Here is a 24665-nt window from a genome sequence, read left to right as displayed (position 1 = left end):
GAGGTTTGTGCTAATGTTAAAAATGCTTCAAGCCAATTGCCGCCTTGACTTCATCATTCGTTCTGGCCGCTACTTCACGTGCACGATACGTGCCTTCTTTGAGCAACTGTAAAACATGGCCGCGATCTTTTTCATACTCCTGACGACGCTCACGAATCGGACGCAGCATGTCTTGTAAAACACCTTCAAGGCGGGCTTTGACTTTGCTGTCACCGAGGCCGCCGCGTACATAGTGGTCTTTCATCGCTTGCAATGCTTGTTTATCGATATCGAAGGCATCGAGATAAGTGAATGCAACGTTACCTTCTAAATGACCTGGATCTTCCACTTTTAAGTGCAGCGGGTCGGTGTAGACATTGCGCACCGCTTGCTTGATTTCTGCTTCGGTCGCGCCTAGATTGATTGCGTTGCCTAACGATTTACTCATCTTGGCTTTGCCGTCGATACCAGGCAAACGACCGATTTCTGGTACCAATGCTTCGCACTCAACTAAGATATCTTTTTTCGCTAAACGATTGAAGCGGCGCACGATTTCGTTGGTTTGTTCAATCATAGGTATCTGATCGTCGCCAACTGGCACCAAGGTCGCTTTGAAGGCGGTAATGTCTGCCGCTTGGCTGACTGGATACGTGAAGAAACCTGCTGGAATATCGCGTTCAAAATTACGCAAGATGATTTCTTGTTTAATGGTCGGATTGCGTTCAAGACGCGAAATGGTAACCAAGTTCATGTAGTAAAAGGTCAGTTCGGTCAACTCAGGAATTTGCGATTGAATGAAAATTGTTGACTTGCTGGGGTCGATGCCAACCGCCAAATAATCTAAGGCAACTTCGATCACATTATTGTGAACTTTCGCAGGATCATCCATATTGTCGGTCAAGGCTTGCGCATCGGCGATCATGATGTATTGTTTGTATTGATCTTGATAGGTAACGCGATTGCGTAAACTGCCGACGAAATGGCCTAAATGCAAAGGGCCAGTTGGGCGGTCGCCAGTCAAGATCAAATGTTGCTTGTTTGCCGAGGGTTGACTTGAAGTTTTGGAACTTGTGACTGCTTCTAAATCAGTGCCAGTGTCGTTGTTCGCTGCTGCTTGGTCGCTCATGAATGGTCCGGGAAATGTTTAAAGTTAAAATCTAATATGCAGAAAAATGCAGAAAATCGAGATAAAAATGAAAATGCCGCTCCTGAACTCAGGGCGGCATTAAAAATTGTGTGTTTGTCGTAGTCGAAACGGGCTGCCACCCTTAAGATTGGGTGCTTCGCCAATAGTTGTCTGTGTTTGAGAATCTTTGTTTCATACAGGCATAATGCCGTTTATAGCTGTTTTTTGTCAAGATTTGTCTACACTGGCATGGTAAAATCGCGTGTTAATTTATGCACCAAGTCCCATCATTTTCTAACAAGGCATAGCGTAATAGTTGCCTTTTTGGATGAAAAATAGAAAGCTTTGAAGTGAACTCAGCGCCATCCAAACTTATCATTGCCTCCCGTGAAAGTCGTCTTGCAATGTGGCAGGCCGAACATGTCCGTGCCCGCTTGCAGACTTTGTATCCTGCATGTGATGTGCAAATATTAGGGATGACCACTCGTGGTGATCAGATTTTGGATAGGGCTTTGTCGAAAGTCGGCGGCAAAGGCTTGTTCGTTAAAGAATTAGAAGTAGCGATGGAAGAAGGGCGCGCCGACTTGGCGGTGCATTCTTTGAAAGACGTCCCTATGGAGTTGCCTGAAGGTTTTTCATTGGCAGCCATCTTGGAGCGTGAAGATCCGCGTGATGCCTTCGTATCGAATCAATACGCTTCTTTAGCTGAGTTGCCAGCTGGTGCGGTGGTTGGTACAAGTAGCTTGCGTCGTCAGGCTTTAATTTCTGCACGCTTCCCACATTTAGTGATTAAGCCTCTACGCGGCAACCTGGATACACGTTTAAGAAAACTCGATGAAGGCGAATACGTGGCTATTATTTTGGCGGCCGCAGGTTTAAAGCGTTTAGGTTTGCCGGAACGCATCAAGGCTTTTCTTGAACCCTTAGAAAGTTTGCCTGCAGCCGGACAAGGCGCTATGGCAATTGAGATATTGTCGTCTCGTGAAGATTTACTTTCGGCTTTGGCACCTTTAAATCATTTAACAAGCTCGCAGGCAGTATTGGCAGAGCGTACCGTTTCCAAGGCTTTTGGTGGTAGTTGCCAGATTCCTTTGGCGGCATTTGCGGAAATCGATAACGGCACCATGCATTTGCGCGCCATGGTGGCGACGCCAGATGGAATTCAATCAGCCAAGGCTGAAGTGCATGGCAAGGCGGAAGATTACCAAGTATTGGGTATGCAAGTAGTCGCAGCACTTCGCGCACAAAATGCGGATGCGATCTTGGACATGTGTCGCGAAAACGTACTGCCTTGAATCGTGAGTCACGTGCCGACGGTCATCATCACGCGCCCTCAACATCAAGCGCAGAATTTAGTGCAAAAATTAGCGCAGTTAGAACGATCGTCCTTGGTCTATCCTTTATTTGAGATAGAGGCGATAAGCGATAATCCTGAATTGGATTTAGCCGTAAAGAATTTAACTGCGTTTGCTCTGGCAGTGTTCGTCAGTCCCAATGCGATCGATGCCTTATTTATGCGTGCGCCCACACTAGCCGCGAGTTGGCCGATTGAGGTTGCGATAGGTGTCGTCGGTGCTGCGAGCCGTCAAGCATTATTGAATCATGGTATCGATGAGAGCAAAGTCAGCGTTTTCAGTCCAAGTAATGTTGAGCGCACTGATTCTGAAACTTTGTTAGTGGAGCTTGATTTGCATGCGCTGCGTGGACGAAAAGCGCTGATAGTACGAGCTGATTCTGGCCGTGATTTTTTGGCAGATGCCTTACGTGAGGTGGATGTTGAGGTGCAATCGGTAACAGCTTATAAACGCGTAACGCCAACGTTTGATGAGAATAGGCGAGCTCAATTGATCGATTTTTTACAAGGACAATACGATTGGGTGATAACTAGTTCAGCGGCGTTGAAAACCTTATTGGATTGGTGTTCTCAATTGAATCTGGAAAATGCAGTCGCCAAAATGCAACAACAACATCTGTTTGTTCCTCATTTTCGTATCGCTGAGGTAGCAACAGAACTAGGATTTAAACATGTCAGCCTAAGCGCTTCAGGCGACGAAAAGCTCTTACTCGCGTTACAATCACACTTATGACTGAACAAACTCCCTCTACTGAAGATATGTCGACTAATAACACGACTAACTCGACTAATACGGCCGAGACCAACTCGAAAGCCGTGCTTGCGACGCCTGAGGCCGCTGCGCCAGCTACAGTTGCGCTCGATGAGAACGGAAAAGCAGCACCTCCTTGGTTGAGTGCGCCTTACTTAGTTTCGGGCGCATTGGCGATCTTGCTCGCGGTACATTGGTATACCTCGCAAAATCAGATGTCCGCTCTGCGGGCAGAGGTCGCACGACGTTTGCAAAACGCTGATATCACAAATAGTGAAATAAAGGGTATTGCTAAAGGTGTTCAAGATTCGTCCAAAGAAACCCAAGCTAAAGTGAGCATTTTAGAAGCAAAGCAAACTGAAGCTCAGGGACAGCAAGTTGCTCTCGAACAGCTTTATCAAGACTTGTCTAAAAATCGCGATGAATGGGCCTTAGCAGAAATTGAACAAGTATTGGCGACAGCGAGCCAGCAATTGCAGTTGGCAGGTAATGTTCAGGGTGCCTTGATCGCTCTGCAAAATTCCGATGCGCGTCTTGCGAAAGCTGAAAAAACCCAGTTTATCGTGGTGCGCCGCGCCATCGCTAAAGACATCGAAAAGCTCAAAGCTTTGCCGCAACTTGATTTGACCGGTTTGGTTTTGCGTCTGGATAGCGTGATCGCACAAGTTGATAATATTCCTCTTTGGTCAGACGAAAAACCTCCCGTTGTGGCAACGCCGCCGAAGGCTCCGTTGCGCGTTTTGCCACGTAGCAGCAAGGTGAGTGAAAAGCCTGAAAGCACGGGGGAAAACACTTTTGCTGCACAATTGCAAGATCGTTGGCAGAGCTTTTCTAGCGAAATTTGGACTGAAGTGAAGCAGTTGGTGCGTATTCGTAATGTTGAATCGCCAGACGCTCTTTTATTGTCACCGACCCAGGCTTATTTTGCTAAAGAGAATTTGAAACTACGTTTGTTGAATGCACGTTTGGCATTGTTGTCACGTAACGAAGGCGCGTTCCGCAGTGACATGATTTCCGCGCAAGATTTGATTACTAAGTATTTTGATGTGCGATCAAAGCAGGCGCAAACTGCGCAGTCGCTCTTGAAACAAATTCAAAGTAACAATTTGTCGATAGAAATGCCGGCTTTGACGGAGAGCCTTAATTCTGTCCGCAACTTTAAAATGAAGCCCTAAGCATGCGTATTTTTATTCGAATCCTCATTTTATTTGCCTTAGCAGCTGGCATTGCGATTGGTGCGCGATTTAACACAGGAAACGTGGTGTTGTTTTACCCACCGCTGCGAATTGATGTTTCTTTAAATTTTTTCTTGGTGTTGTTGGCGTTATTGTTCTTTGTCGTTTATATCATCGTCAGAACGATAGTTGCGACTGCAGAAATGCCGAAAAAAGTCAGTGAATATCGTCAAAGCAAGCGCGAACGTGAAAGCAATCGATCTTTGCGCGAAGCCTTAAAAGCATTATTTGAAGGACGTTTTGGACATGCAGAAAAATCTGCTTTGAAAGCACTTGATTTGCCTGAAAATAAAGCGATCGCGGCCTTGATTGGTGCACGGGCTGCGCATCATATGAGTCAGTTTGAACGCCGCAATGCTTGGTTTGCGCGAATCGAAGATGACAATTCGTACAAAACAGCGCGTTTGGTGACGATGACTGAGCTTTATGTTGATCAACACAAAGCAGAGCAGGCTTTGGATGCAGTACGTGAATTAAATGCGCGTGGCAAGCGTCATATACAAGTATTGCGCTGGGCATTGAAAGCCAATCAACAGGCAAAAAATTGGACCGAAGTGGTGAAGCTAGTGCGTACCCTAGAAAAAAATCATGCGATTCACCCAGCATTAGCAGGTCGTTTACGTGAGATGTCTTATGATGCCCTGTTGAAAGAGCATGGACATGATGCAGAGTCTTTACGCCGAGTCTGGAGCGAAGTGCCTTCGGCTGAGCGTAAAAATCGTTACATTGCGGTGAGTGCTGCCGCTGCATTTACTAAATGCCAGATTTTGGATGAAGCTAGAAGTATTGTCGAAAAATCCTTGAATGAAGATTGGGATAATCGTCTGTTACGCAGTTACCGTGAAGCCGCAGCAGCTGAGGGGTCTGCCGCTTTGCGTTCGCAAATTGAGAATTGTGAAACATGGTTGAAGGCACAAGCGAAAAATCCTGAGTTGGAATTAACCCTGGGTGTCCTGTGTTTTAATCAAAAATTGTGGGGCAAGGCACAAGTTCATATGGAAGATGCACTCGATCATGCTCAAGAGCCACGCACCATACGTGAAGCAAATTTGAGTTTGGCAAAATTGCATGAAACCATAGGTCAAACCGCAGAGGCGACTAAGTACTATCGTCAGTGTGCGATAGCGACGACTTTGTAATGGCCGATTGATGCGAAAACTGAATTTCTATTGCGCCGCACCAAAATGCTTTAAAAATCGCTATAATCTATCAATTGTGTTTGATTTACTTTGAAAGTGTCTTATGAGTTTAAATAAAGTTGCTGCAGGGCGTGATTTGCCTAACGATTTTAACGTCATCATCGAGATTCCTATGAATGCGGATCCGATCAAGTACGAGGTAGATAAAGAAAGCGGAGCGATTTTTGTTGACCGTTTCATGGGTACCGCAATGCATTACCCATGCAACTACGGTTATGTGCCAAATACGATTTCTGGTGATGGTGACCCAGTTGACGTTCTTGTGATTACGCCATTCCCATTGATTCCAGGTGTCGTTGTGCGTTGCCGTCCAATCGGCATTTTGAATATGCATGACGAAGCAGGTGCTGACGGTAAAGTTTTAGCAGTACCTATTGATAAAATCCTGCCTATCTACCAACACTGGCAAAAACCAGAAGATTTGAACATTTTGCGTTTGAATCAGATCCAGCATTTCTTTGAACATTACAAAGATTTAGAGCCTGGCAAATGGGTCAAGATCGATGGTTGGGGTGGTACAGACGATGCCCGCGCAGAGATTTTGAATGGCGTGGAGAATTACAAAAAGTCTTTGGCTTAAATGTGACTTGAGGAATCAGCTGTGATGTGACGCTTAACTTCAAATGCCTCATCTAAACAGCTAGTAAGCTTCCTAGTTTTTTTTAAAACGACCCGCTCGCATTTGCGCTCGGGTCGTTTTAGTTTTAATTTGTTGGTTTACCAGCGACTGAAAAAATATTTTAATCACTTCGAGGTGAAAGCCAAAAATGCGAGTGCCGCTGCGATCAGAAAGCTACCCCAGCCCAGCCAGAATAATGTGCTTTTATCTTTTAAACTATCACCTCCGCTTGTCGCTCCAATCCCGCCTTTAGCTGACTGGCGACGAGCACGTTTTGCTCCCGCTAAGAATTTATTTAAAGCCAATGCCATTTCGGCTGCATTTTTATAACGGCGATGGGGTTTTTTTTCCATCGCTTTCATCACAATATGTGCAAGTTTTTCTGGCACGTCGGGATTGATAAGGTTGGGTGCTTTTGGTGTTTTATGGAGAATGTTGTAGAGCAACTTATCGAAATCGGAGGCTGAAAAAGGTTTTTGCCCGGTTAATAACTCATACAAAACTGCGCCCAAAGAATAGACGTCGGTCAATGCTGTTACGGGTTGGCTGGAGGCTTGCTCTGGCGACATATAGTTGGGTGTCCCCATGATATTGCCTTTGAAGAGCGTTTGCGCCTGACCATTTTCGTCGAGTACCCGATTAGGTACGCGGGCAATGCCAAAGTCTACTACCTTAGGTTGATTGTTTTCTACGATGAAAATATTGGCGGGTTTGATATCACGGTGAATCACGCCTTGGTTGTGAGCGAAAGCTAAGGCATTCGCGATTTTGTAGGCGATACCAGCCGCATCCACTACATCAAAGCGTTTGCCACTCGCCATTAATTCACGTAAATCTTTGCCTTGCAAAAACTCCATAGCAATGAAGGTCGTGCCACCTTCACTGGAAGCATCATAAATCGTCACAATATTTGGATGAGAAAGTCTGCCAGCCGCACGTGCCTCATTAATAAACTGTTGTTCCCGCTGTTTTTTGTCCGTGGCACCTACCGGATTATTCAAGATCTTGATAGCAACCGCGCGGTCGATGATGGGATCGTGGCCAAGTAATACATTGCCATTTGATCCACTGCCAAGCTTATCCGTCACAGTAAAACGGCCGATTCTACGCATAGGCATCTTGGTCGATGCAACTGGGCTGTTCAAATGTGGTGTTTGATTCATACTAAGTGCAACCTTGAATTAAATATATCTAGCTTTTAGCAGTTGATCGCTATGATGGATTTTTTTGCATGCGCACATTCTAATGGATTTGACGATGATGAATGATAAACAGATGCGCTTTCTGTGTAAATTTGTTGCAAACTCAACCTAATTTTTCACCTGGTTTTTGTTTGATTGTCTAATACCACTTTATTATTTCTTAATCGTTTGACTCGATTGTTGATTTAAACGGCGAGTGATCGCAAAGCTCATTGATGTAGTTGTCAATACCACCTTGTTCTCTCTGCAGAAAATGCGCAACCGCATCGGCGAACGCGGGTTCGTTCAGGAAATGCGCAGAGTAGGTTTTTTGTGGCAAAAAGCCACGTGCCATTTTATGTTCGCCCTGAGCGCCACCTTCAAATACCTGAATTTTTTCGTCTATGCAAAATTCTAGGGCTTGATAATAAGCCGTCTCAAAATGCAAGCACGGCAGTTGTTGCAAGCAACCCCAATAACGGCCGTATATAGTCGTCTCGTCATGAATAAAAAGCGCTGCGGCGATTCTTTCATTACCTAAGGTGGCAATGATCAGGAGAATATTGTCAGGCATCGATGCACCAATGCGCTGAAAAAAATCCAGATTTAAGTAAGGACTGGAATGATGTTCGGAGTAAGTGTGGTCATAGCAACGCTTAAAAAATTGCCAGTCAGCTAGCTTCGTGTCTTTACCGCGCAAGCGTAAAAATTGCACACCGGCTTCCCTTACTTTGCGTCGTTCAGCGCGTATGTTTTTGCGTTTCTTTTGTTCCAGACTACTCAAGAAATGTTCGAAGTCTTGGAAGCCTTGATTTTGCCAATGAAACTGTACACCTTGTCTTTGCATAAATCCCTGGGCTTTGAATGTTTGCATTTCATTGGATGTTGGAAATAGCACATGACACGAAGAGTAGGCGCCGCTTTTTATTAAAGAGGATAAGTGTTGAAGCAACGCTTTTTCAGCGATAGGTGTACGACTAAGCAGGCGATTGCCTTGCACCGGCGTGAAGGGTATTGCCGATAGTAGTTTTGGATAGTAAGAGAGACCATGCTGTTGATAGGCGTTTGCCCATGACCAGTCGAACACATATTCGCCATAGGAATGCATTTTTTCATAAAGCGGCATCGCAGCGACTAAATTGTCTTGTTCCCAAATAATGATAAATCGGGGTACCCAGCCGCTTTGCGCCGAGGCAGAGCCCGATTCATGTAGCGCGTGCAAGAAAGCAAATGACAAAAATGGATTTGGTTTGTCTTGCGAGTGCAGCAATCCATCCCAGTTCTCTTGTCCAATCTCCGATAGAGAATCGACTACGCACGTGCGATAATGTGAGACTTCAGAATTCATAACTCGGTATTAAATCTTTATCGTTAAATCTTATGACTGTAAAAGTTGCTATTGCTCAAATGAACAGCATTGTCGGTGATCTCACTGGTAACGCTCAGCAAATTCATGATTATGTGGCACGTGCCGCAGCACAAGCTGCTGACATTGTCGTGACACCTGAACTGTCGCTGGTGGGTTATCCACCGGAAGACTTGTTACTACGCACTGCGTTTTATCAGCAAACCGCAAGCGCCTTGCAAAAATTAGCGCTCGATTTGCATCAATTTACTGATGTGCATGTGCTGGTTGGATATCCTTTGGAACAGCACGGACACCACTATAACGCTATTTCCGTTTTATTGAATGGGCGCATTACTCACACCTATTTGAAACACGCTTTGCCGAACGACGCCGTGTTCGATGAAAAACGCTATTTCGCGACGGGTAACGAGGCAGTTGTGTTTGACGTAAAAGGTATTAAATTCGGTATCAATATTTGTGAGGATGTCTGGAATGGCGATGCGCCACAATTAGCACGCGCTGCTGGTGCGCAAGTTTTGTTAGCGCCCAATGCCTCTCCATTCCATATGAATAAAAATGATTTTCGGATTGAGGTGATGCGTCAAAACATCAGCGCACTTGGTATGAGTCTGGTCTATGCGAATTTGTTGGGCGGTCAGGATGAATTAATTTTTGACGGTAATTCCTTCGTACTTGATTGTGAAGGAAAAGTTTGTGCTCAACTGAAGCATTGTGAATCCGATTTGCAAATGGTTGATTTCGTCGATGGCGTACCACAAATGAGTATGGTCGCGGAGACTTTGCCAGTAGAAGCGCAGATTTATAAAGCCTTAGTATTGGGTGTGCGTGACTATGTGACGAAGAACGGTTTTCCTAGTGTCTTGATCGGTTTTTCGGGTGGGGTTGATTCTGCATTGACCTTGGCGATTGCCGTTGATGCGTTGGGTGCAGAGAAAGTGCGTGCGGTAATGATGCCTTCACCTTACACGGCAGATATTTCTTGGCTAGATTCACGTGAGATGGTTAAACGCATTGGTGTGCGTTATGATGAAATTTCTATCAACGAGTGTTTTAGTGCATTTAAAAATACTTTGAGTCAGGAGTTTGCCGGCTTAAAAGAAGATACGACAGAGGAAAATATTCAGGCACGCATACGCGGTACTATTTTGATGGCGATGTCGAATAAGTATGGCTCTATCGTATTGACGACTGGCAATAAGAGTGAAATGGCGGTGGGTTATTGCACGCTCTATGGCGATATGGCAGGTGGTTTTGCCGTGATAAAAGACGTTGCAAAGACCATGGTATATCGCCTCTGTAGTTATCGAAATTCGGTAAGCGATGTAATCCCTGAACGCATAATTACGCGCCCACCTTCTGCTGAATTGCGACCCGATCAAAAGGATCAAGACTCCTTGCCACCTTATGATATTCTCGACGGGATTATGCAGCGCTACATGGAAGAAAATCAGTCACGAGCTGAGATTGTTGCAGCTGGTTACAGCGAAGCTGACGTAGAACGTATTACGCGTTTAATTAAAATTAATGAATATAAACGACGACAGGCGCCCGTAGGAATCCGCATTACCCACCGTGCCTTTGGTCGTGATTGGCGTTATCCGATTACATCGAAATTCCGCGATTAACATAGAAGACACGTAGTAGACAATCAGTGAGGAAAACATGAAGCAAATTACAGCAATCATTAAACCATTTAAATTAGATGAAGTCCGTGAAGGTTTAGCCGAGGTTGGCGTCACCGGTTTGACCGTGACCGAAGTCAAAGGCTTCGGCCGCCAAAAAGGCCACACCGAGTTGTATCGTGGTGCTGAGTATGTCGTCGATTTTCTACCGAAGATCAAAGTTGAGGTGGTGGTCGATGACAAGGTTTGTGATCACGTCGTCGATGCGATCATCAAAGCCGCGCATACAGGCAAGATTGGCGATGGTAAGATTTTTGTGCAGAATGTCGAACAGGTGATCCGGATTCGTACCGGTGAGACTGGGCCTGAGGCAGTTTGATTTTCTAAAAAAATAGACGCTAATTTGTATCAACTTAGCGTCTATTTTTTGTGTATTTATGATGCGCGCAGTAAGACAATCAAAGCACCTGAGCCACCATCTGCGGCTGTCGCCTGACTAAAGGCAATCACTTCATCTTTTTGTATCAGCCAATTACGCACCTTGTTTTTCAAAACAGGTTCTTTGTTTATTGAGCCTAAACCCTTGCCATGAATTATCCTTACGCAACGGTATCCGCTGCGCATACATTTTCGTAAAAACTCACCGAGATTATCACGCGCCTGATCACGGCGCATGCCGTGTAAGTCGAGTTGTGCTTGTATCACCCAAGCGCCCTGGCGCAATTTTTTTGCAACGTCGATGCCAACACCTGGTCGGGTGTAACTAAGATTTTCGTCTGACTCGAGCAAAGTCCCTGCATCAAACTCATCGGATAAAGATTCCTGTAAAGCCTTTTGCTCGTCTTCTATATGTTTGAAGGGAAAAGGCTGCGGTTTCTTGGGTGTCGGGTGGAATTTTTCTTGTTGCTTTAAGACTTGAACGTCACCGATACTACTGCGAAAAATATTCGCTTCAATTGCCGCCTGCTTTTCGCGCGCAATGCGTTCTGCTTCGGCTTTTTCACGTTGCGCTTGCTGTTCTTTGAGTTGTTTGCCAACTTGTTGAAGGTCAGCAAAAGTTTTCATTGATGAGGCCATGATGATGTTTGCCGATAAGATAGGGATTTAAGTACGTTTGCCGCAGAGGCGCAGAGGGAGCAGAGTTTTCTATGACTTCTTTGCGACCTCTAGGCCTTCGCGGTTCGATTCTTATTCCTCGAGGAAGCGCTGTGCGTCTAGAGCTGCCATGCAACCGGTACCAGCACTGGTAATTGCCTGACGATATATGTGATCTTGTACGTCGCCCGCTGCAAACACGCCTGGAATATTGGTAGCAGTTGCCATACCTTCATTTCCCATTTTGGTGATGATGTAGCCGTTTTTCATCTCCAACTGACCTTCAAAAATGCTGGTATTTGGTTTGTGGCCAATCGCGATGAAAACACCATGCAAAGGTACAGCGCTCACAATGCCATCAGCAGATTTGATATTGATACCTGTTACGCCAGAGGCATCGCCCGTGACTTCATCTAAAGTGTGATTCCACTTTACTTCGATCTTGCCTTCTGCGACTTTGGCCATTAAGCGGTCAATCAAAATAGCTTCCGCACGGAATTTGTCTCGACGGTGAATGACAGTAACTTTGCTGGCGATATTGGACAAGTACAAAGCTTCTTCCACTGCTGTATTGCCACCACCAACGACCGCTACTTCCTTACCGCGATAGAAGAAGCCATCGCAAGTGGCACAAGCTGAAACGCCTTTGCCCATGAAGGCTTCTTCGGATGGCAAGCCTAGATATTGTGCAGAAGCGCCGGTCGAAATAATCAAAGAATCACAAGTATATTCAGCCTGGTCGCCAATTAAGCGGATAGGTTTTTCTGTTAGCTTGGCAGTATGAATATAGTCAAAAATAATTTCTGTGTTGAAGCGCTCGGCGTGTTCCAAAAAGCGTTGCATCAATTCCGGACCTTGTACGCCATTAGGATCGGCTGGCCAGTTCTCAACATCGGTTGTGGTCATTAATTGACCGCCTTGCTCTACGCCTGTGATTAATACAGGGTTCAGATTGGCGCGCGCTGCATAAACGGCTGCGGAGTAACCAGCTGGGCCAGAGCCGAGAATCAAAACATGTGCGTGCTTAGTTGATTTAGGTGTAGACATGATGGTTCCGATATAAAAGGTCGAAAAAAGATGCGGATTAAGTATAAGTTGATTGCAAAAATTCCACGTTTTGGGTGGCAAATCAATTCTTTGGTCTGCGATGATGCGCATTATCCCAGATTTGTGAGAACTTGACTTTATGCTGGTCAAGGAAAATCTCATTGCGGTCTTTGTCAGAAGCAAATTGAATGCATTGATTGCGATGTCTGACCAAATCTTACAGTGCTGTGGTGGCGCGTTAGGATGGGTTCAATATTTTGACCCGTAATGCTGTCTTGAATGAGCTTATGATAATCAGTACTCGTGAAAAAACTGTTTATTCGCTTTAAAGTAAAAAAGCGACCCGGAGGTCGCTTTGTCTTTTTAGAGTTAAGTAAAAGTAGCTTAATTGATATCTAGCAATGCTTTCTTAATTGTGTAGGGGCCACTATAACTTCCTGTCGCGTTCTTATAACCTTGGGTTTGCCCATCGCGCTTGAAAGTCAGTGTGAATGAAAGTGGGTTGTAAGTATCGGATGGCGCGGCACCAGTACTAGTGGTCGGGGTCTGATCTATCATGTGCTTAAAAGTAGCGCTGGAGCTGCCAACGCCATTTGCATCGACTGTAAAGATATTACTGGAATTGAGGGCGCTGCTAAATTGGTAGTTAACACCACCACTACCAATTAAAAGTGGTTTAGTGCTAGTGATAGTGCGATCGCTAAATTTGAAACTGTCTCCCTCTGTTAAGTAGGACAAACGTACACTGCTTGCACTGAATTTCGTCCCAGTTCCAAAATTACTTGACGTCGCCTCTGCCACGTAGACGCCACCGGTTCCATAGACGGTAGCAATGTCGCCGTTAATGTAAAGCGCTGTGTTTTGATCAATGCCATAGGAGACATTTGGGCCTATATTTTTTAAGGCAGCAATGAATCTACCCAAGCGGCCAGAACGACTAGCGCGATTGTCAAAGTGCGTATCAACGTTGGCGTTGGGCACGAAGCCAAAGCCTTTGATCTTGGTACCAAAGTCTACATTGCTTGGGTGACTCAAACAGCTAGGTGCTGGCGTTCCATCGGAAGCGGGGGCGACATAAGGACAGTTTGCTGGTGTGATGCTACGTATAGTATTTTGGTTCAAATAGCCTATACTGATGCCTTCGCCATAAGACGTAGAGGGAGCGATAGCGGTACCAGCAGAGTCACCCGCATAAATAAAATTGCCTGCGGCGTAACGAGTTCGTATTGCTGCCATTAGAGGCGTATCACTACCGTCGTCTTTGAGGAAAGTACGCGCCAACCGTGATTGGTCACCGCCTATCACATAGACAAGATCAGCCTGGTTAATAATCGCGATATTGGCTTGTCCCTGACTACTGGAATTACCCGAATTATTAGCATAGGTGTCGTGGTGACTTAAAATATGCTTGGGTGAAAAGCCATGACGTTGAAACAGATTGTAATAAGACCACGCACCGGACGCAGTGTCATTGTTAAATTTATCAACACCATCTGCTTGATTGACTGCTGCTGCGGTGATGATGGCTACGCGTGGACATGGTGTGCTGTTCCAGTCAGTAGAACAGTTGGTGGTGCTATTGATGTTGGGTGTGCTGGTATTCTTGCCTGTGGCCTGACGTAAGCCATTCACGAAAATGCCCGCATTTTCTTGCAAAATCAGTCCGCCATTGAGCCACACTTTGCCAGTAACGACAGCGGTGATTGGCGGGACTATTGGTGGCACAGTTGTATCGCCGCCAACGCTAGGAAATGTGACGTTTAAAGTATAACTACCGCTGCCAGAATAACTCTTGACTCGAACGTAATAGGTTCCCGCCGCGGGCGCGTTATAGCTGCCGGTTTCTGGATTATTGCTAGTTGATTTGTAGCTGACATAGCTACCAGTGGCCGGATAAAGATACCAGTCTAGGTCGATACCAGTTCCGTGCGACAGTGTGATGTTAATCGGACCTGCTGCGCTCACATCAAGTTTGTACCAATCATAGTCAGTGCTAGAGCTTATACTGCCAGTAATTGTGACGCCGGAACATACACCTGTATTTGCAGCGGTATCGCTGTTATTTGGTTCTGTTTCGCTAGTACGGCATGCGGCCAAGCTCGCCGTGCTCATCAGTGATGCCGCTAAAGTGACCAGTACTATAGAACTGGTTTTCCATAAATTGAGGGTTTTCAATTGTTGTCTCCGAAATATTAATGGTGTATAGCATTTTTGCGAGTGTGTCTGCAGTGTGGAAGCTGCAGGCATTTCTTGGCCAGGTCGCAAGTGCTGAATACCTTCTTATGGTCGGTCGCTTTTGAATCTGAAACAGGCGTTCGCTCTCGATGCTTTGGTTTGAGTGCACAAAATAAATCATCTCAAACTTCGCAACTAAAACGGCTGTCTAAATTTTTACATTTTATTTATTTATGTAAACCGATTGACATTGAATATAACCTGATTTTTTGAAAAAGGAAAATTTTTTTGGATTTGTGTTGCTTCTGGTGTTACCACTACTGTTTTGAGATTTTTAGTTTTAATTTAGCAATGCGAGCCGGGCCAGAAAAATGTGCAAGCTGTGTTTCAAACTGCCTGCTTATGGGAAACCTGATTTGCTTAGGTATGCCTTGCTTGCCAAGTGTTCATGGCGCTAGAACTTAAGAAATGTATTGGCGAATAGCCTAGTACCCAGCTTTTGCCCTACAATCATGTCTGCTTGTTTTCTCTATGAACTATGACTAATTCTAACGAAGTTTATCAACGCAGCCGTAATGCGCCGTCCAGCGCACCATTGCCTAATCGTCTTGTCGTTTTGTTGACAGAAGTGCGTTGGCTGGTGTTCGCTGCCGTCAGTGTTTATTTGATGCTGATATTTGCCACTTACTCATCACTTGATCCGGGTTGGTCTCGAGTGACCGAAGTGTCGCGCTTTCATAATTTAGGTGGGCGAGTTGGTGCCTATATTTCGGACCTATTCTTTTTCATTTTTGGATTTTCCGCTTGGTGGTTTTGTCTTGCTCTCATACGCATGGTGTGGTCCGACTATCGCAAGGTAAATAACAAATTAGCGGAAAAGGAAGTGGAGGCGCCGCATAGCTTAGAAAAAATCATTCAGTGCACAGGTTTTTTTCTGGTGTTGTTTGGTTGTATGGGCATAGAATCCTTGCGTTTGTATTCGTTAAGAGTCGCTTTGCCCGGCGTACACGGCGGTGTTCTTGGAGAGCTGATTGGTCACCTGAGCGCAGCAGCATTTGGCTTCACAGGTGCGACATTGCTGCTTCTACTTTTGATTGCACTTGGCTTTAGTCTGTATTTTCATATTTCTTGGTGGCAAATCGCTGAAAATACAGGTACTGCGATTGAAACGACGTTTGAATTTTTCCGCAAAAAATATACCGATCACGAAGACCGGAAGTTAGGTGAAACTGCTGCCGTTAAACGTGAAACGACCGTAGTACAAGAGCGTGCAAAAATTGTAGAAGCACCGCCAATACGAATAGAGCCACAAGTGGTCGCCGTGCAAAAATCGGAACGCATAGAAAAAGAACGTCAGGTTTCTTTGTTTAACGATATGCCTGATACAAACTTGCCACCTTTATCTTTATTGGACGAACCGCCACTTACCCAAGAAACGGTGAGTATAGAAACCTTAGAGTTCACCAGTCGTCTAATCGAGAAAAAATTATCTGATTTTGGTGTCGATGCGAAAGTAATTGCGGCCTACCCGGGGCCTGTGATCACACGTTACGAGATTGAACCAGCAACGGGTGTTAAAGGCAGTCAGATTGTTGGTCTGGCGCGTGATTTGGCTCGCTCGTTTGCATTGACCTCTATTCGCGTTGTCGAGACTATTCCAGGTAAAAATTATATGGGCTTGGAGCTGCCCAATCCAAAACGTCAGATCGTGCGGTTAACAGAGATATTGAGCTCTAAAGTGTATAACGATAGTTCTTCGAATTTGACTATCGCTCTGGGTAAAGATATTGCCGGTCACCCTGTGGTCGCGGATCTTGCCAAGATGCCGCATCTCTTGGTGGCGGGTACTACCGGGTCGGGTAAATCTGTAGGTATTAATGCCACGATTTTATCCTTATTGTACAAATCAGATCCGAATGATGTGAGGATGATTTTGATCGATCCTAAAATGTTGGAAATGTCGGTATATGAAGGTATTCCGCATTTGCTAGCTCCTGTAGTTACGGACATGCGCCAAGCGGGTCACGCGCTTAATTGGGCGGTGAATGAGATGGAGCGCCGCTACAAATTGATGTCAAAACTGGGTGTGCGTAATCTCGCAGGTTACAACGTCAAGATCGCGGAAGCTGCGAAGCGGGAAGAACATATTCCTAATCCGTTTAGCTTGACACCCGATGCGCCAGAACCTTTAGAAAAACTCCCGACTATCGTCATCATCATTGACGAATTAGCTGATTTGATGATGGTTGTGGGTAAAAAGGTGGAGGAATTGATCGCACGTATTGCTCAGAAAGCACGTGCAGCGGGTTTGCATTTAATCTTAGCAACACAACGTCCGTCGGTGGACGTTATTACTGGTTTGATCAAAGCAAATATTCCTACCCGTATTGCCTTTCAAGTCAGTAGTAAAATTGACTCACGTACGATTCTTGATCAAATGGGTGCGGAGTCCTTGTTAGGTATGGGTGATATGTTGTACATGCCACCAGGTACAGGCCTGCCGGTGCGCGTGCATGGTGCTTTTGTGTCAGATGAAGAAGTGCATCGTGTGGTGAAGTATTTGAAAGAGCAGGGCGAGCCTAATTACATCGAAGGTATTTTAGAAGGCGGCGTATTGGAAGAAGGTGGTGATGCACTGGCTCCAGGTGAAGGCGGTGGCGAAGCAGACGCCTTGTATGACCAAGCGGTAGCAATCGTGTTGAAAAATCGTCGTGCCTCAATCTCTTTGGTTCAGCGGCATTTGCGTATTGGTTATAACCGTGCCGCGCGTTTGTTAGAGCAGATGGAGACCAGCGGTGTCGTATCAACCATGCAGTCAAATGGCAATCGTGAGATTTTAGTGCCAGCGGGTAACGCTGAGTAGACTTTATGGCTCGTCACAGCGTTAAGAATCTAGGTTCATAAAACAGAATTGGAAATATTTTGAAATCCTTTAAGAAAAGTATGCGTTGTATAAGCATTAGTGCAGTTGCCTTGAGTCTGATGTTCGCGGGATTAAGCGCGGCGCAGGCTTCGGCGATAGATCAATTTAAATCTTTCGTTGTGAATACCAAAACAGCGAAAGGCGAGTTTTCTCAAACGCAAGTCAAAATGGTGAGTGGTAAAGCGCAATTAGGTAAGACTGCTTCCGGTGTTTTTAAGTTTGCGCGTCCTGGCAAGTTTATGTGGAGTTATCTAAAGCCTTATGAACAGGTTCTACAAGCCGATGGTGACAAGCTGTACATGTATGACAAAGATCTAAACCAAGTCACGATCAAAGCCCTTGGTAATGCGATAGGCTCAAGCCCAGCGGCCATTTTGTTTGGTAGCGTCGATTTGGATAAGAATTTTACGTTGAAAGACGCGGGCCTTAACAATGGTATTGAATGGTTAGAAGCGATACCGAAAGAGAAAGATAGCCAGTTTGAATTAATTCGCATTGGGATGAAAGATGGACTGCCAGTTGGCATGGAATTACGCGATAGCTTTGGTCAAATCTCGACGGTGAATCTGAATAATTTCGAAAGAAACCCTAATTTTTCAGCAGATCATTTTAAATTTGTCGTACCCAAAGGTGCGGACGTTAATCGCCTATGATGCCTATGTCTGCAGCACCGGCATCACTACATCAACCCTTAGCCGAGCGCCTCCGTCCACGTACTTTGACCGAAGTAATCGGCCAGCAACATCTGTTGGGTGAGGGCAAGCCACTGCGAGTTGCTTTTGAATCAGGCGAGCCGCATTCTATGTTGCTGTGGGGACCACCAGGTGTCGGTAAAACGACTTTGGCTCGTTTGATGGCACAAGCGTTTCAAGCCGAGTTCATCGCTTTGTCGGCAGTCTTATCCGGCGTGAAAGATATACGAGATGCGGTTGAACGCGCAGAATTCGTCCGCGCCACTTCGCAGCGTCGGACTATCTTGTTTGTGGACGAAGTTCATCGCTTTAATAAGAGCCAGCAAGACGCGTTCTTACCACATGTAGAAAGTGGCTTATTCACTTTCATCGGCGCGACCACCGAAAATCCTTCATTTGAAGTCAATAGTGCATTACTGTCGCGCGCCGCAGTATATGTGCTGAAATCGCTTACCGAAGATGATCTGACTTTGATGCTGGATAAAGCCTGTTTACACGAATTAGAGGGGTTGCAGTTTAGCGCAGAGGCAAAACAAAGTCTGGTTGCAAGTGCCGATGGCGATGGCCGTAAACTTTTGAATAATCTTGATATCACCGCACGCGCCGCGCAGGTTAAAGGTTTGAAAGAAGTTGATAGCGACTTATTGGCCGAATGTTTGGGTGACACGCTGCGTCGCTTTGATAAAGGTGGCGACGCATTTTATGATCAAATTTCCGCATTGCATAAGTCGGTGCGCGGTTCTAATCCGGATGCCGCATTGTATTGGCTGGTGCGTATGCTGGATGGCGGCACGGATCCACGGTATCTAGCGCGACGTATTATTCGGATGGCGAGCGAAGATATTGGTTTGGCGGATCCACGCGCGCTGCGGATTAGTCTGGATGCAGCGGAGGTCTATGAACGCTTGGGTTCTCCTGAAGGCGAATTGGCATTGGCTGAGGCCGTGGTCTATCTGGCGTGTGCTGCGAAATCAAATGCCATTTATATGGCGTATAAACAAGCACGTGCATTTGTCGCGAAAGATAGATCGCGTGGCGTGCCCGAACATTTGCGCAATGCCCCGACTAAGCTGATGAAAGAACTCGGTTACGGCAAACTTTATCGTTATGCGCACGACGAACCGAATGCGTATGCCGCTGGTGAAACTTATATGCCGGAAGGTTTAGATGCGGTACGTTGGTATGAACCTGTAGCACGTGGCATGGAAATCAAAATTGCAGAAAAGCTTGCCTATTTAAGGCAATTGGATCAAGACAGTTAACTTCGAATTTACTCAAGCGAAACAAAAAATAGCTCTGTGCTACCAAGCTTGAAACCATAGCTCAGGACGATGTCTGGGCATTGATTCCGGATTCAATAAGGGATTCTTAAGTTGAATGACGGTTCTTTGTTTAATATTGGCGCGATCAATTGAAGTCTGATTATATTTCTGAAATAAGCGTTCAAAAATCCCATTCGCGATGATTTTCTCGAAACCTATACGTAAATCTTCTGCTAATTCGGGCCTGCGCGGTGTAATGAAAAAATAGCATGCGGATTGATAATGCAAAATGACATTTTGTTCAGCTTGAATTTGATATTGTTGATGATTCTCTAAGTCGCTCCAGATTTCAAAAATCGAACGCGGAAAATAATCAAAGCGACCTGCTTCCAACATCGCGAATAGGGGATCATAAGCGTTGGAAGTGAATACTTTTAATTGGTTGGCTCTTAATATATCAACATCTGGCCAATCAAATTCTTGCCCTGCAGCATAGGCTCTTAACTGCTCTAATCTGTTAATGCCAGTGAAGATATTTTTGTGGTTGTTGTTGACGAGTGCGATGCGCCATCCAATCAGACCTTTATCAATCGGAATACGAATTGGAATAAGCTCTTTTTCACGCTTATCAGTCGTCATGCTCCACAAAATGTCGACCTTTCCATTGGGCTTGGTCATTTCATAAATTGAGCGGCCTTGTAGCATTCTCCCTTGAGAGAACGCTATTTTATATGGGCGCGGCGAATAAAGAATGATTTGCTGTAAGAGTTCCCTAACGTAGACTTCATTTGGGTCAACCTTTGCGTCTAGGCGTGGCACGTTGATCACAGATATATTTTGTGCTCGCACATGCGCCGTCGTGATTACAAAAACAAATAAAATGCTTAGCACATGGAAGCAAATCATCTTTGCCTTGCCTACTTCGCACCTCATTTTTTCTCCCTAAAAAAATGCGCAACTACTATGTAATTTCGATGATAAGTATAGTGCGAATTTTGCAAAAATAGACGGCAAATGAAGTGTATTTTAAATTCATCGGATTATTCTCGGAAACAGATAACCCTGATTCAAGCAACTTAATTCAGGATGTTGCGGTGTTATTCCTTACGTCTGAGTTTACATTGCATAGTAGCGCCCAAACTTGTTGGCGTAAAAATGTTTCAACGTCGCTTGTTCCTGACGTACAAATCCTTTTTGCGGTAGTTGACCTGCTTGTAGCAATTCCACCATGGCGCAAATGCCGGATGCTGCGGTGAGTTGAACGGCGGATAGTAATTTTCCATTGATTTCTTGAGCATAGATCTCTTTTATCTATGACACATGTTTGAGTCGCCCATTGCGCTTGCTAGCAATGCTGATTAGTGTTGAGACTAGTTCTTGCTTAGTTCTTAGAATAAATATTTAAAATATAAATCTATTCCAAGCTCATCAGAGTTTCTCTATAAATCATTAGATTAAATCGGAAGCCGTGATTAAGCTCGTCAAACGTCAACCCAAATAATTTTGAGCAAACGCATAGATCGCTCTTCGATTTGAGTTTGATTAATGGGACCTGCTAAATGCTGCCTTGGAATTCGGTTGCCGTTTGTCTGGATTGCAAAAAAAAATGGCCTGTAAGACGGGCCATAAATTCTTTATCGTTTTGCTTTCGCATATCGAAAGCGATGCACTTAAGAGTTACTTTGTGCTTTGCTTGAAGGTTTTTTGTCGTCGTTGTTTTTCTTGGCATTTGCTGGTTCACTGAATTTTTGCGAACTTTGCTGCAAAACCTGCAAATGCACCGACGCTTTATCCATTCCACTACGATCTATCTGTAGCGCACCTTGACCGGTATTTGCGCCATCTGCCGGACAGTTTTCTTGGCAAGCAGGCTGGTTATTCATCTGAGATTGAGAAACCACAAATTCTTGGCTAAATGCAACGCTCGCAATGGCAGTTAGAGTAATGCCGAGAGAAATTTTTTTCATATTCATGATAGTCAAAACTCCAAATGAATCGCAATCAAGCGGTAAGTGTAAATCAAATCAATAGTTATACGTCAAACTAATTGTAATAAATTTGTATCTAAAAAATGTGTTTTTTATAATTTTGGTGATGTCTCTGGCATTGCTGTCAAGATAAACTGGTATTTGAGTACTTGAACAAACATAAAACTAAATAATCGTCGGAAAATCGATTCGATTAGCTTATTTCTAGTTTGGTTTCTTAGCCTATAGAATTCAGCTGCTGTTGTTTTTTGTGCGTATTATCGAAGCTTAATTTGTCTGCCGTACTAAGGCGTTTTGCAGAAATCGTGATGATTTGCATCTTGCTATTCATTTGTTCTTTGTCGAAGTCCGCTTTTTGTTGAAGACTCAAGCGTTTTGCTTTCACGATGATGGTTTGGTTGCTAGTCGCCTTTGCATATGATTTGGCGGATGTGTTTGTATCAAACGAGTTGCCTGCAAAGCTGGCGGCGCAAAAAACACTATTGATCGCTACTGCGGTGAAGAGTGAAGCTAGTTTTTGTAAATGCTTGGACATGACTGTTTCCTGTTGATTTAGTATTGGATAAGAAATTTGATGTTGCCACTGTAAAGATGTGCTGCATTAATCGCCAGCGAGATGCGATGAAATGCAGAATCAGAGGTGTCAATGCCGACTTTTCTAACCCAGATTACTATTCCCTTTTTGAACTAGAGTCTATTTTCAATCTGAAAAAAGTTGTCGCAGATAAATAACGTTGCTTTTGTTGTAGGGGCATATCGTTGTGGCGATTTATGCTTGGTTTTACCGTGGCTAGTTATGGGATGCATGCGCATAATCCGTTCACCCTGCGCCATACGCACTTCATCCCGTCAAACGTCAATTTGGTCGGAAAGACCCAGCAAAGCTCAGTGTGATGTTTTACATTGCAGTTGCTTTTATAGTTTCTTTATCAAGGATCACTCATGAAAAATTCGACTAAACAGTATTTGTATTCCGTCTTGCGCCAAGCCTTGCAGGAATTGCGTGTGTTTGGAACTAAAGCCGCACAGGTACTGATGCGCACACCCTTGCCACGGCTATTGATGCTATGTATTGGTATCGCATTGCTGATAACTATCGTGCCTTTGGTACTAACACTGTTTGTGATATTTATGTTGGTTAAGCTGCTTTTGGCACTGGTTGTGATTAACGTCCGCAGCCAAAAGGCGAAAAGTGGTCGAACAGCGGGCGATAAACCACAATGGTCTTATAAGGAAAGTGAAGAAGCACAATTGATTCGTGTAGAACGAATTCCTTACCGCCACGACGATAAATAATTTTGTTGTAACGATCAGTGATTGTCTGGTTCAAATAAAACGCCCTCAAAAGTGAGGGCATTTATTTTGTGTGATGGGTTATTGATTGACTATTGATTAAAGCGATTTGGTCTTGGGATAGGGTAGATTTCCTTTTGGCGACCATCAATATAATGCACTTTTGTTCCGTCAAAATACGCATCTTCCTCCAGCATGATGCGAATATCTTTTTTCCACTCAGGAATGGTGCTGACCGCATTTAATTCTATGGAGTAGGCGGTGCGTGGACGCAAGGCCTGTTCTCCCGTACCTTCAACTTTCGCCTGATTGTCCCACATACCAATTGCCGGACCTGCAGCGTGTCCGTGGTAACCAATTGGATGTGAATAGATTGTCGCTGCGATATTCTCTTTCTTGGCCTGACTTAAAGCATCCGCCAAAATTTGGTTGCCGGTTTTACCTTCTTTAAATTGTGAAGTCAGAATATCTTGTAGACGATTTGCTTTGTTAAAGGCTTGTCGTAGACTGTCGGGTATTGCGGTTTCGCGGGGTCTTAAAACATAGGCATGTTGTTGAATGTCCGTATTCAAACGCAGGTAAGTAATACCGATATCCACATGAATTAAGTCGCCAGGCAAAATGACATTATTTTTTGGACGAGCGGAAAAGCTACGTTGTGCCTCGTCCTTATTGGCATCCATGCGTTGAATGTCGACCGTAGGATGGAACCAAGTGTCATAGCCTAGGTCGCGTATTTTTTGACGGAACCACCATACGACATCGTCGCTGGTCGTGATGCCAGGTGTAATGACCTGTTCAGAAAAACCCTCTTCAATAATTTTATGTGTTGCGTTGATCAATTGCGGGTAAAACTGCATTTCACGTGCGGTTCTTGTTTCCAGCCAGCGTATTGCCAGCGGTTCAGCGGAGACAAGTTTGTTTTTTAAATCCGGCGGCAACTTCTGAACGAGTTCTTGATACTCGGTGTGATCCAAACCATCGGCGTGGGCAAAATGCATCGATGTGTTGATACCGATTTTTTGAGGGTTACGTTGACGGATTAGACTTACTAAAGCATCCCACTGGTCGGGAAATTTTTGTGTATCCCAGGCGGCTTTGATGTTGTCGCCAAAGTCATAGCGTGCAACAGCTAATTTTTCAAATTTTTTACTTTGTGGGTCACGATAAAATAACAGCATGGTACGACGACGTGCACTGAGCCACTCTGCTGGTAGCATCGTTTTTAGTACTGGATCTTCATTGTATTCGCGTCCAATGACCAGCCACATATCGATGCCTGTCTGCGTCATCATATCTGGTAACAATTGTTCAAAGCGTTCTGCCAAGTTCTCATTAACGATGCGCGCTTGTTCTCGCACCGATAGAATTTGTGCCTGTCCAGGTAGCGTTAGAAAAATACTAGCAATACTTAGTGCGCCTAGGAGTTTTTTCATAAAAGTTCCTTTTTGTTCGTATGCGGAAAATTGGTGTATTGCTTTGAAAATTTTGTTAATGATTCAGTTGATGCGGCAATGTTCATCGTAATCTTAATTGACCATTTTGTTCCGCATAAGTTCAGCATATTGATGCATTGATTTGTTTTGTCACGTTCATAATTTCTGCCAGCAGATCTAGTTGTAGTTGATACTCGCGCTTGTTTTGTCATTATGAGTTTTCTAAAAGGCCTAATTTATTGACAATTTCTGTTTGGGTAAGGATACTTCCCGCGTCACGTCTGTTGTGCAAATGCTGCCGTAAGTGCCAACTCGACTT

21 protein-coding genes are annotated in these 24665 nt (G+C 44.7%); 11 read left to right on the top strand and 10 right to left on the bottom strand.

Annotated elements, in window-relative coordinates:
• Positions 1-16: 16 nt before the first annotated feature.
• Positions 17-1105 (bottom strand): tryptophan--tRNA ligase, encoded by a 1089-nt coding sequence (gene trpS / locus ACO0KZ_RS01835; RefSeq protein WP_422992152.1) that lies wholly within the window; start codon positions 1103-1105, stop codon positions 17-19.
• 350 nt (positions 1106-1455) lie between these two features.
• Between trpS and hemC the strand changes: the two genes are divergently transcribed.
• The 5 genes from hemC to ppa all read left to right on the top strand — a co-directional run bounded on the left by hemC (position 1456) and on the right by ppa (position 6224).
• Positions 1456-2400 (top strand): hydroxymethylbilane synthase, encoded by a 945-nt coding sequence (gene hemC / locus ACO0KZ_RS01830; RefSeq protein ID WP_422992150.1) that lies wholly within the window; start codon positions 1456-1458, stop codon positions 2398-2400.
• A 3-nt stretch (positions 2401-2403) separates the two neighbouring features.
• The gene (locus ACO0KZ_RS01825; protein WP_422992148.1) at positions 2404-3192 is read left to right on the top strand and encodes a uroporphyrinogen-III synthase; all 789 of its coding nucleotides are present in this window, start codon (positions 2404-2406) and stop codon (positions 3190-3192) included.
• Positions 3189-4385: a uroporphyrinogen-III C-methyltransferase gene (locus ACO0KZ_RS01820; RefSeq protein WP_422992146.1), complete on the top strand. Its 1197-nt coding sequence runs from the start codon at positions 3189-3191 to the stop codon at positions 4383-4385. Before ACO0KZ_RS01825 ends, ACO0KZ_RS01820 begins: the two co-directional genes overlap by 4 nt.
• Positions 4386-4387: 2 nt before the next feature.
• Entirely contained in the window at positions 4388-5584 is a 1197-nt protein-coding gene (locus ACO0KZ_RS01815; RefSeq protein WP_422992144.1) for a heme biosynthesis HemY N-terminal domain-containing protein, read from the top strand.
• A gap of 103 nt (positions 5585-5687) precedes the next feature.
• Positions 5688-6224, top strand: coding sequence for an inorganic diphosphatase (ppa, locus tag ACO0KZ_RS01810; RefSeq protein ID WP_314863718.1), 537 nt, complete (start codon positions 5688-5690; stop codon positions 6222-6224).
• A gap of 164 nt (positions 6225-6388) precedes the next feature.
• Here the strand turns inward: ppa and ACO0KZ_RS01805 are convergent, their stop codons facing one another.
• Together ACO0KZ_RS01805 and ACO0KZ_RS01800 are read right to left on the bottom strand one after the other, a co-directional pair.
• Positions 6389-7426: a serine/threonine protein kinase gene (locus ACO0KZ_RS01805; RefSeq protein WP_422992141.1), complete on the bottom strand. Its 1038-nt coding sequence runs from the start codon at positions 7424-7426 to the stop codon at positions 6389-6391.
• A 199-nt stretch (positions 7427-7625) separates the two neighbouring features.
• The gene (locus tag ACO0KZ_RS01800; protein ID WP_422992139.1) at positions 7626-8792 is read right to left on the bottom strand and encodes a GNAT family N-acetyltransferase; all 1167 of its coding nucleotides are present in this window, start codon (positions 8790-8792) and stop codon (positions 7626-7628) included.
• Between the two features lie 32 nt (positions 8793-8824).
• Between ACO0KZ_RS01800 and ACO0KZ_RS01795 the strand changes: the two genes are divergently transcribed.
• Together ACO0KZ_RS01795 and ACO0KZ_RS01790 are read left to right on the top strand one after the other, a co-directional pair.
• Positions 8825-10438, top strand: coding sequence for an NAD+ synthase (locus ACO0KZ_RS01795; protein WP_422992137.1), 1614 nt, complete (start codon positions 8825-8827; stop codon positions 10436-10438).
• Between the two features lie 37 nt (positions 10439-10475).
• Positions 10476-10814, top strand: coding sequence for a P-II family nitrogen regulator (locus tag ACO0KZ_RS01790; protein ID WP_314862133.1), 339 nt, complete (start codon positions 10476-10478; stop codon positions 10812-10814).
• Positions 10815-10870: 56 nt separating this feature from the next.
• Here ACO0KZ_RS01790 and ACO0KZ_RS01785 read toward each other — a convergent pair whose 3' ends face one another.
• The 3 genes from ACO0KZ_RS01785 to ACO0KZ_RS01775 form a co-directional block, all read right to left on the bottom strand.
• A complete protein-coding gene (locus tag ACO0KZ_RS01785) occupies positions 10871-11500 on the bottom strand; it encodes a Smr/MutS family protein (RefSeq protein ID WP_315475576.1) in 630 nt (209 codons plus the stop codon).
• A gap of 123 nt (positions 11501-11623) precedes the next feature.
• Entirely contained in the window at positions 11624-12577 is a 954-nt protein-coding gene (gene trxB, locus ACO0KZ_RS01780) for a thioredoxin-disulfide reductase (RefSeq protein ID WP_422992135.1), read from the bottom strand.
• Positions 12578-12961: 384 nt separating this feature from the next.
• Positions 12962-14752, bottom strand: coding sequence for a pre-peptidase C-terminal domain-containing protein (locus ACO0KZ_RS01775; RefSeq protein ID WP_422992133.1), 1791 nt, complete (start codon positions 14750-14752; stop codon positions 12962-12964).
• A 538-nt stretch (positions 14753-15290) separates the two neighbouring features.
• On the opposite strand from ACO0KZ_RS01775, the gene ACO0KZ_RS01770 reads away from it, so the two are divergent.
• The 3 genes from ACO0KZ_RS01770 to ACO0KZ_RS01760 all read left to right on the top strand — a co-directional run bounded on the left by ACO0KZ_RS01770 (position 15291) and on the right by ACO0KZ_RS01760 (position 19629).
• The gene (locus ACO0KZ_RS01770) at positions 15291-17615 is read left to right on the top strand and encodes a DNA translocase FtsK (protein ID WP_422992131.1); all 2325 of its coding nucleotides are present in this window, start codon (positions 15291-15293) and stop codon (positions 17613-17615) included.
• 80 nt (positions 17616-17695) lie between these two features.
• Positions 17696-18328, top strand: coding sequence for an outer membrane lipoprotein chaperone LolA (lolA, locus tag ACO0KZ_RS01765; RefSeq protein WP_422992129.1), 633 nt, complete (start codon positions 17696-17698; stop codon positions 18326-18328).
• A 5-nt stretch (positions 18329-18333) separates the two neighbouring features.
• Positions 18334-19629: a replication-associated recombination protein A gene (locus ACO0KZ_RS01760; protein WP_422992127.1), complete on the top strand. Its 1296-nt coding sequence runs from the start codon at positions 18334-18336 to the stop codon at positions 19627-19629.
• A gap of 39 nt (positions 19630-19668) precedes the next feature.
• Here the strand turns inward: ACO0KZ_RS01760 and ACO0KZ_RS01755 are convergent, their stop codons facing one another.
• From ACO0KZ_RS01755 to ACO0KZ_RS01745, 3 genes are all read right to left on the bottom strand, one after another.
• On the bottom strand, positions 19669-20307 hold the full coding sequence (locus tag ACO0KZ_RS01755) for a hypothetical protein (RefSeq protein ID WP_422992126.1): 639 nt from the start codon (positions 20305-20307) through the stop codon (positions 19669-19671).
• Between the two features lie 992 nt (positions 20308-21299).
• Positions 21300-21602: a hypothetical protein gene (locus tag ACO0KZ_RS01750; RefSeq protein WP_422992124.1), complete on the bottom strand. Its 303-nt coding sequence runs from the start codon at positions 21600-21602 to the stop codon at positions 21300-21302.
• Between the two features lie 232 nt (positions 21603-21834).
• A complete protein-coding gene (locus ACO0KZ_RS01745) occupies positions 21835-22152 on the bottom strand; it encodes a hypothetical protein (protein WP_422992123.1) in 318 nt (105 codons plus the stop codon).
• Between the two features lie 407 nt (positions 22153-22559).
• Between ACO0KZ_RS01745 and ACO0KZ_RS01740 the strand changes: the two genes are divergently transcribed.
• Complete coding sequence (locus ACO0KZ_RS01740) at positions 22560-22913, top strand: hypothetical protein (RefSeq protein WP_422992122.1); 354 nt, start codon at positions 22560-22562, stop codon at positions 22911-22913.
• 89 nt (positions 22914-23002) lie between these two features.
• Here the strand turns inward: ACO0KZ_RS01740 and ACO0KZ_RS01735 are convergent, their stop codons facing one another.
• A complete protein-coding gene (locus ACO0KZ_RS01735) occupies positions 23003-24346 on the bottom strand; it encodes a M24 family metallopeptidase (protein WP_422992120.1) in 1344 nt (447 codons plus the stop codon).
• Between the last annotated feature and the right edge of the window lie 319 nt (positions 24347-24665).

It is taken from the genome of Undibacterium sp. Di24W (assembly GCF_049340325.1).
In the GTDB taxonomy this organism is placed as follows: Bacteria; Pseudomonadota; Gammaproteobacteria; order Burkholderiales; family Burkholderiaceae_D; genus Undibacterium.
Note: the sequence above shows the minus strand (reverse complement) of the source record. Positions and strands in the feature narration are given on the sequence as shown.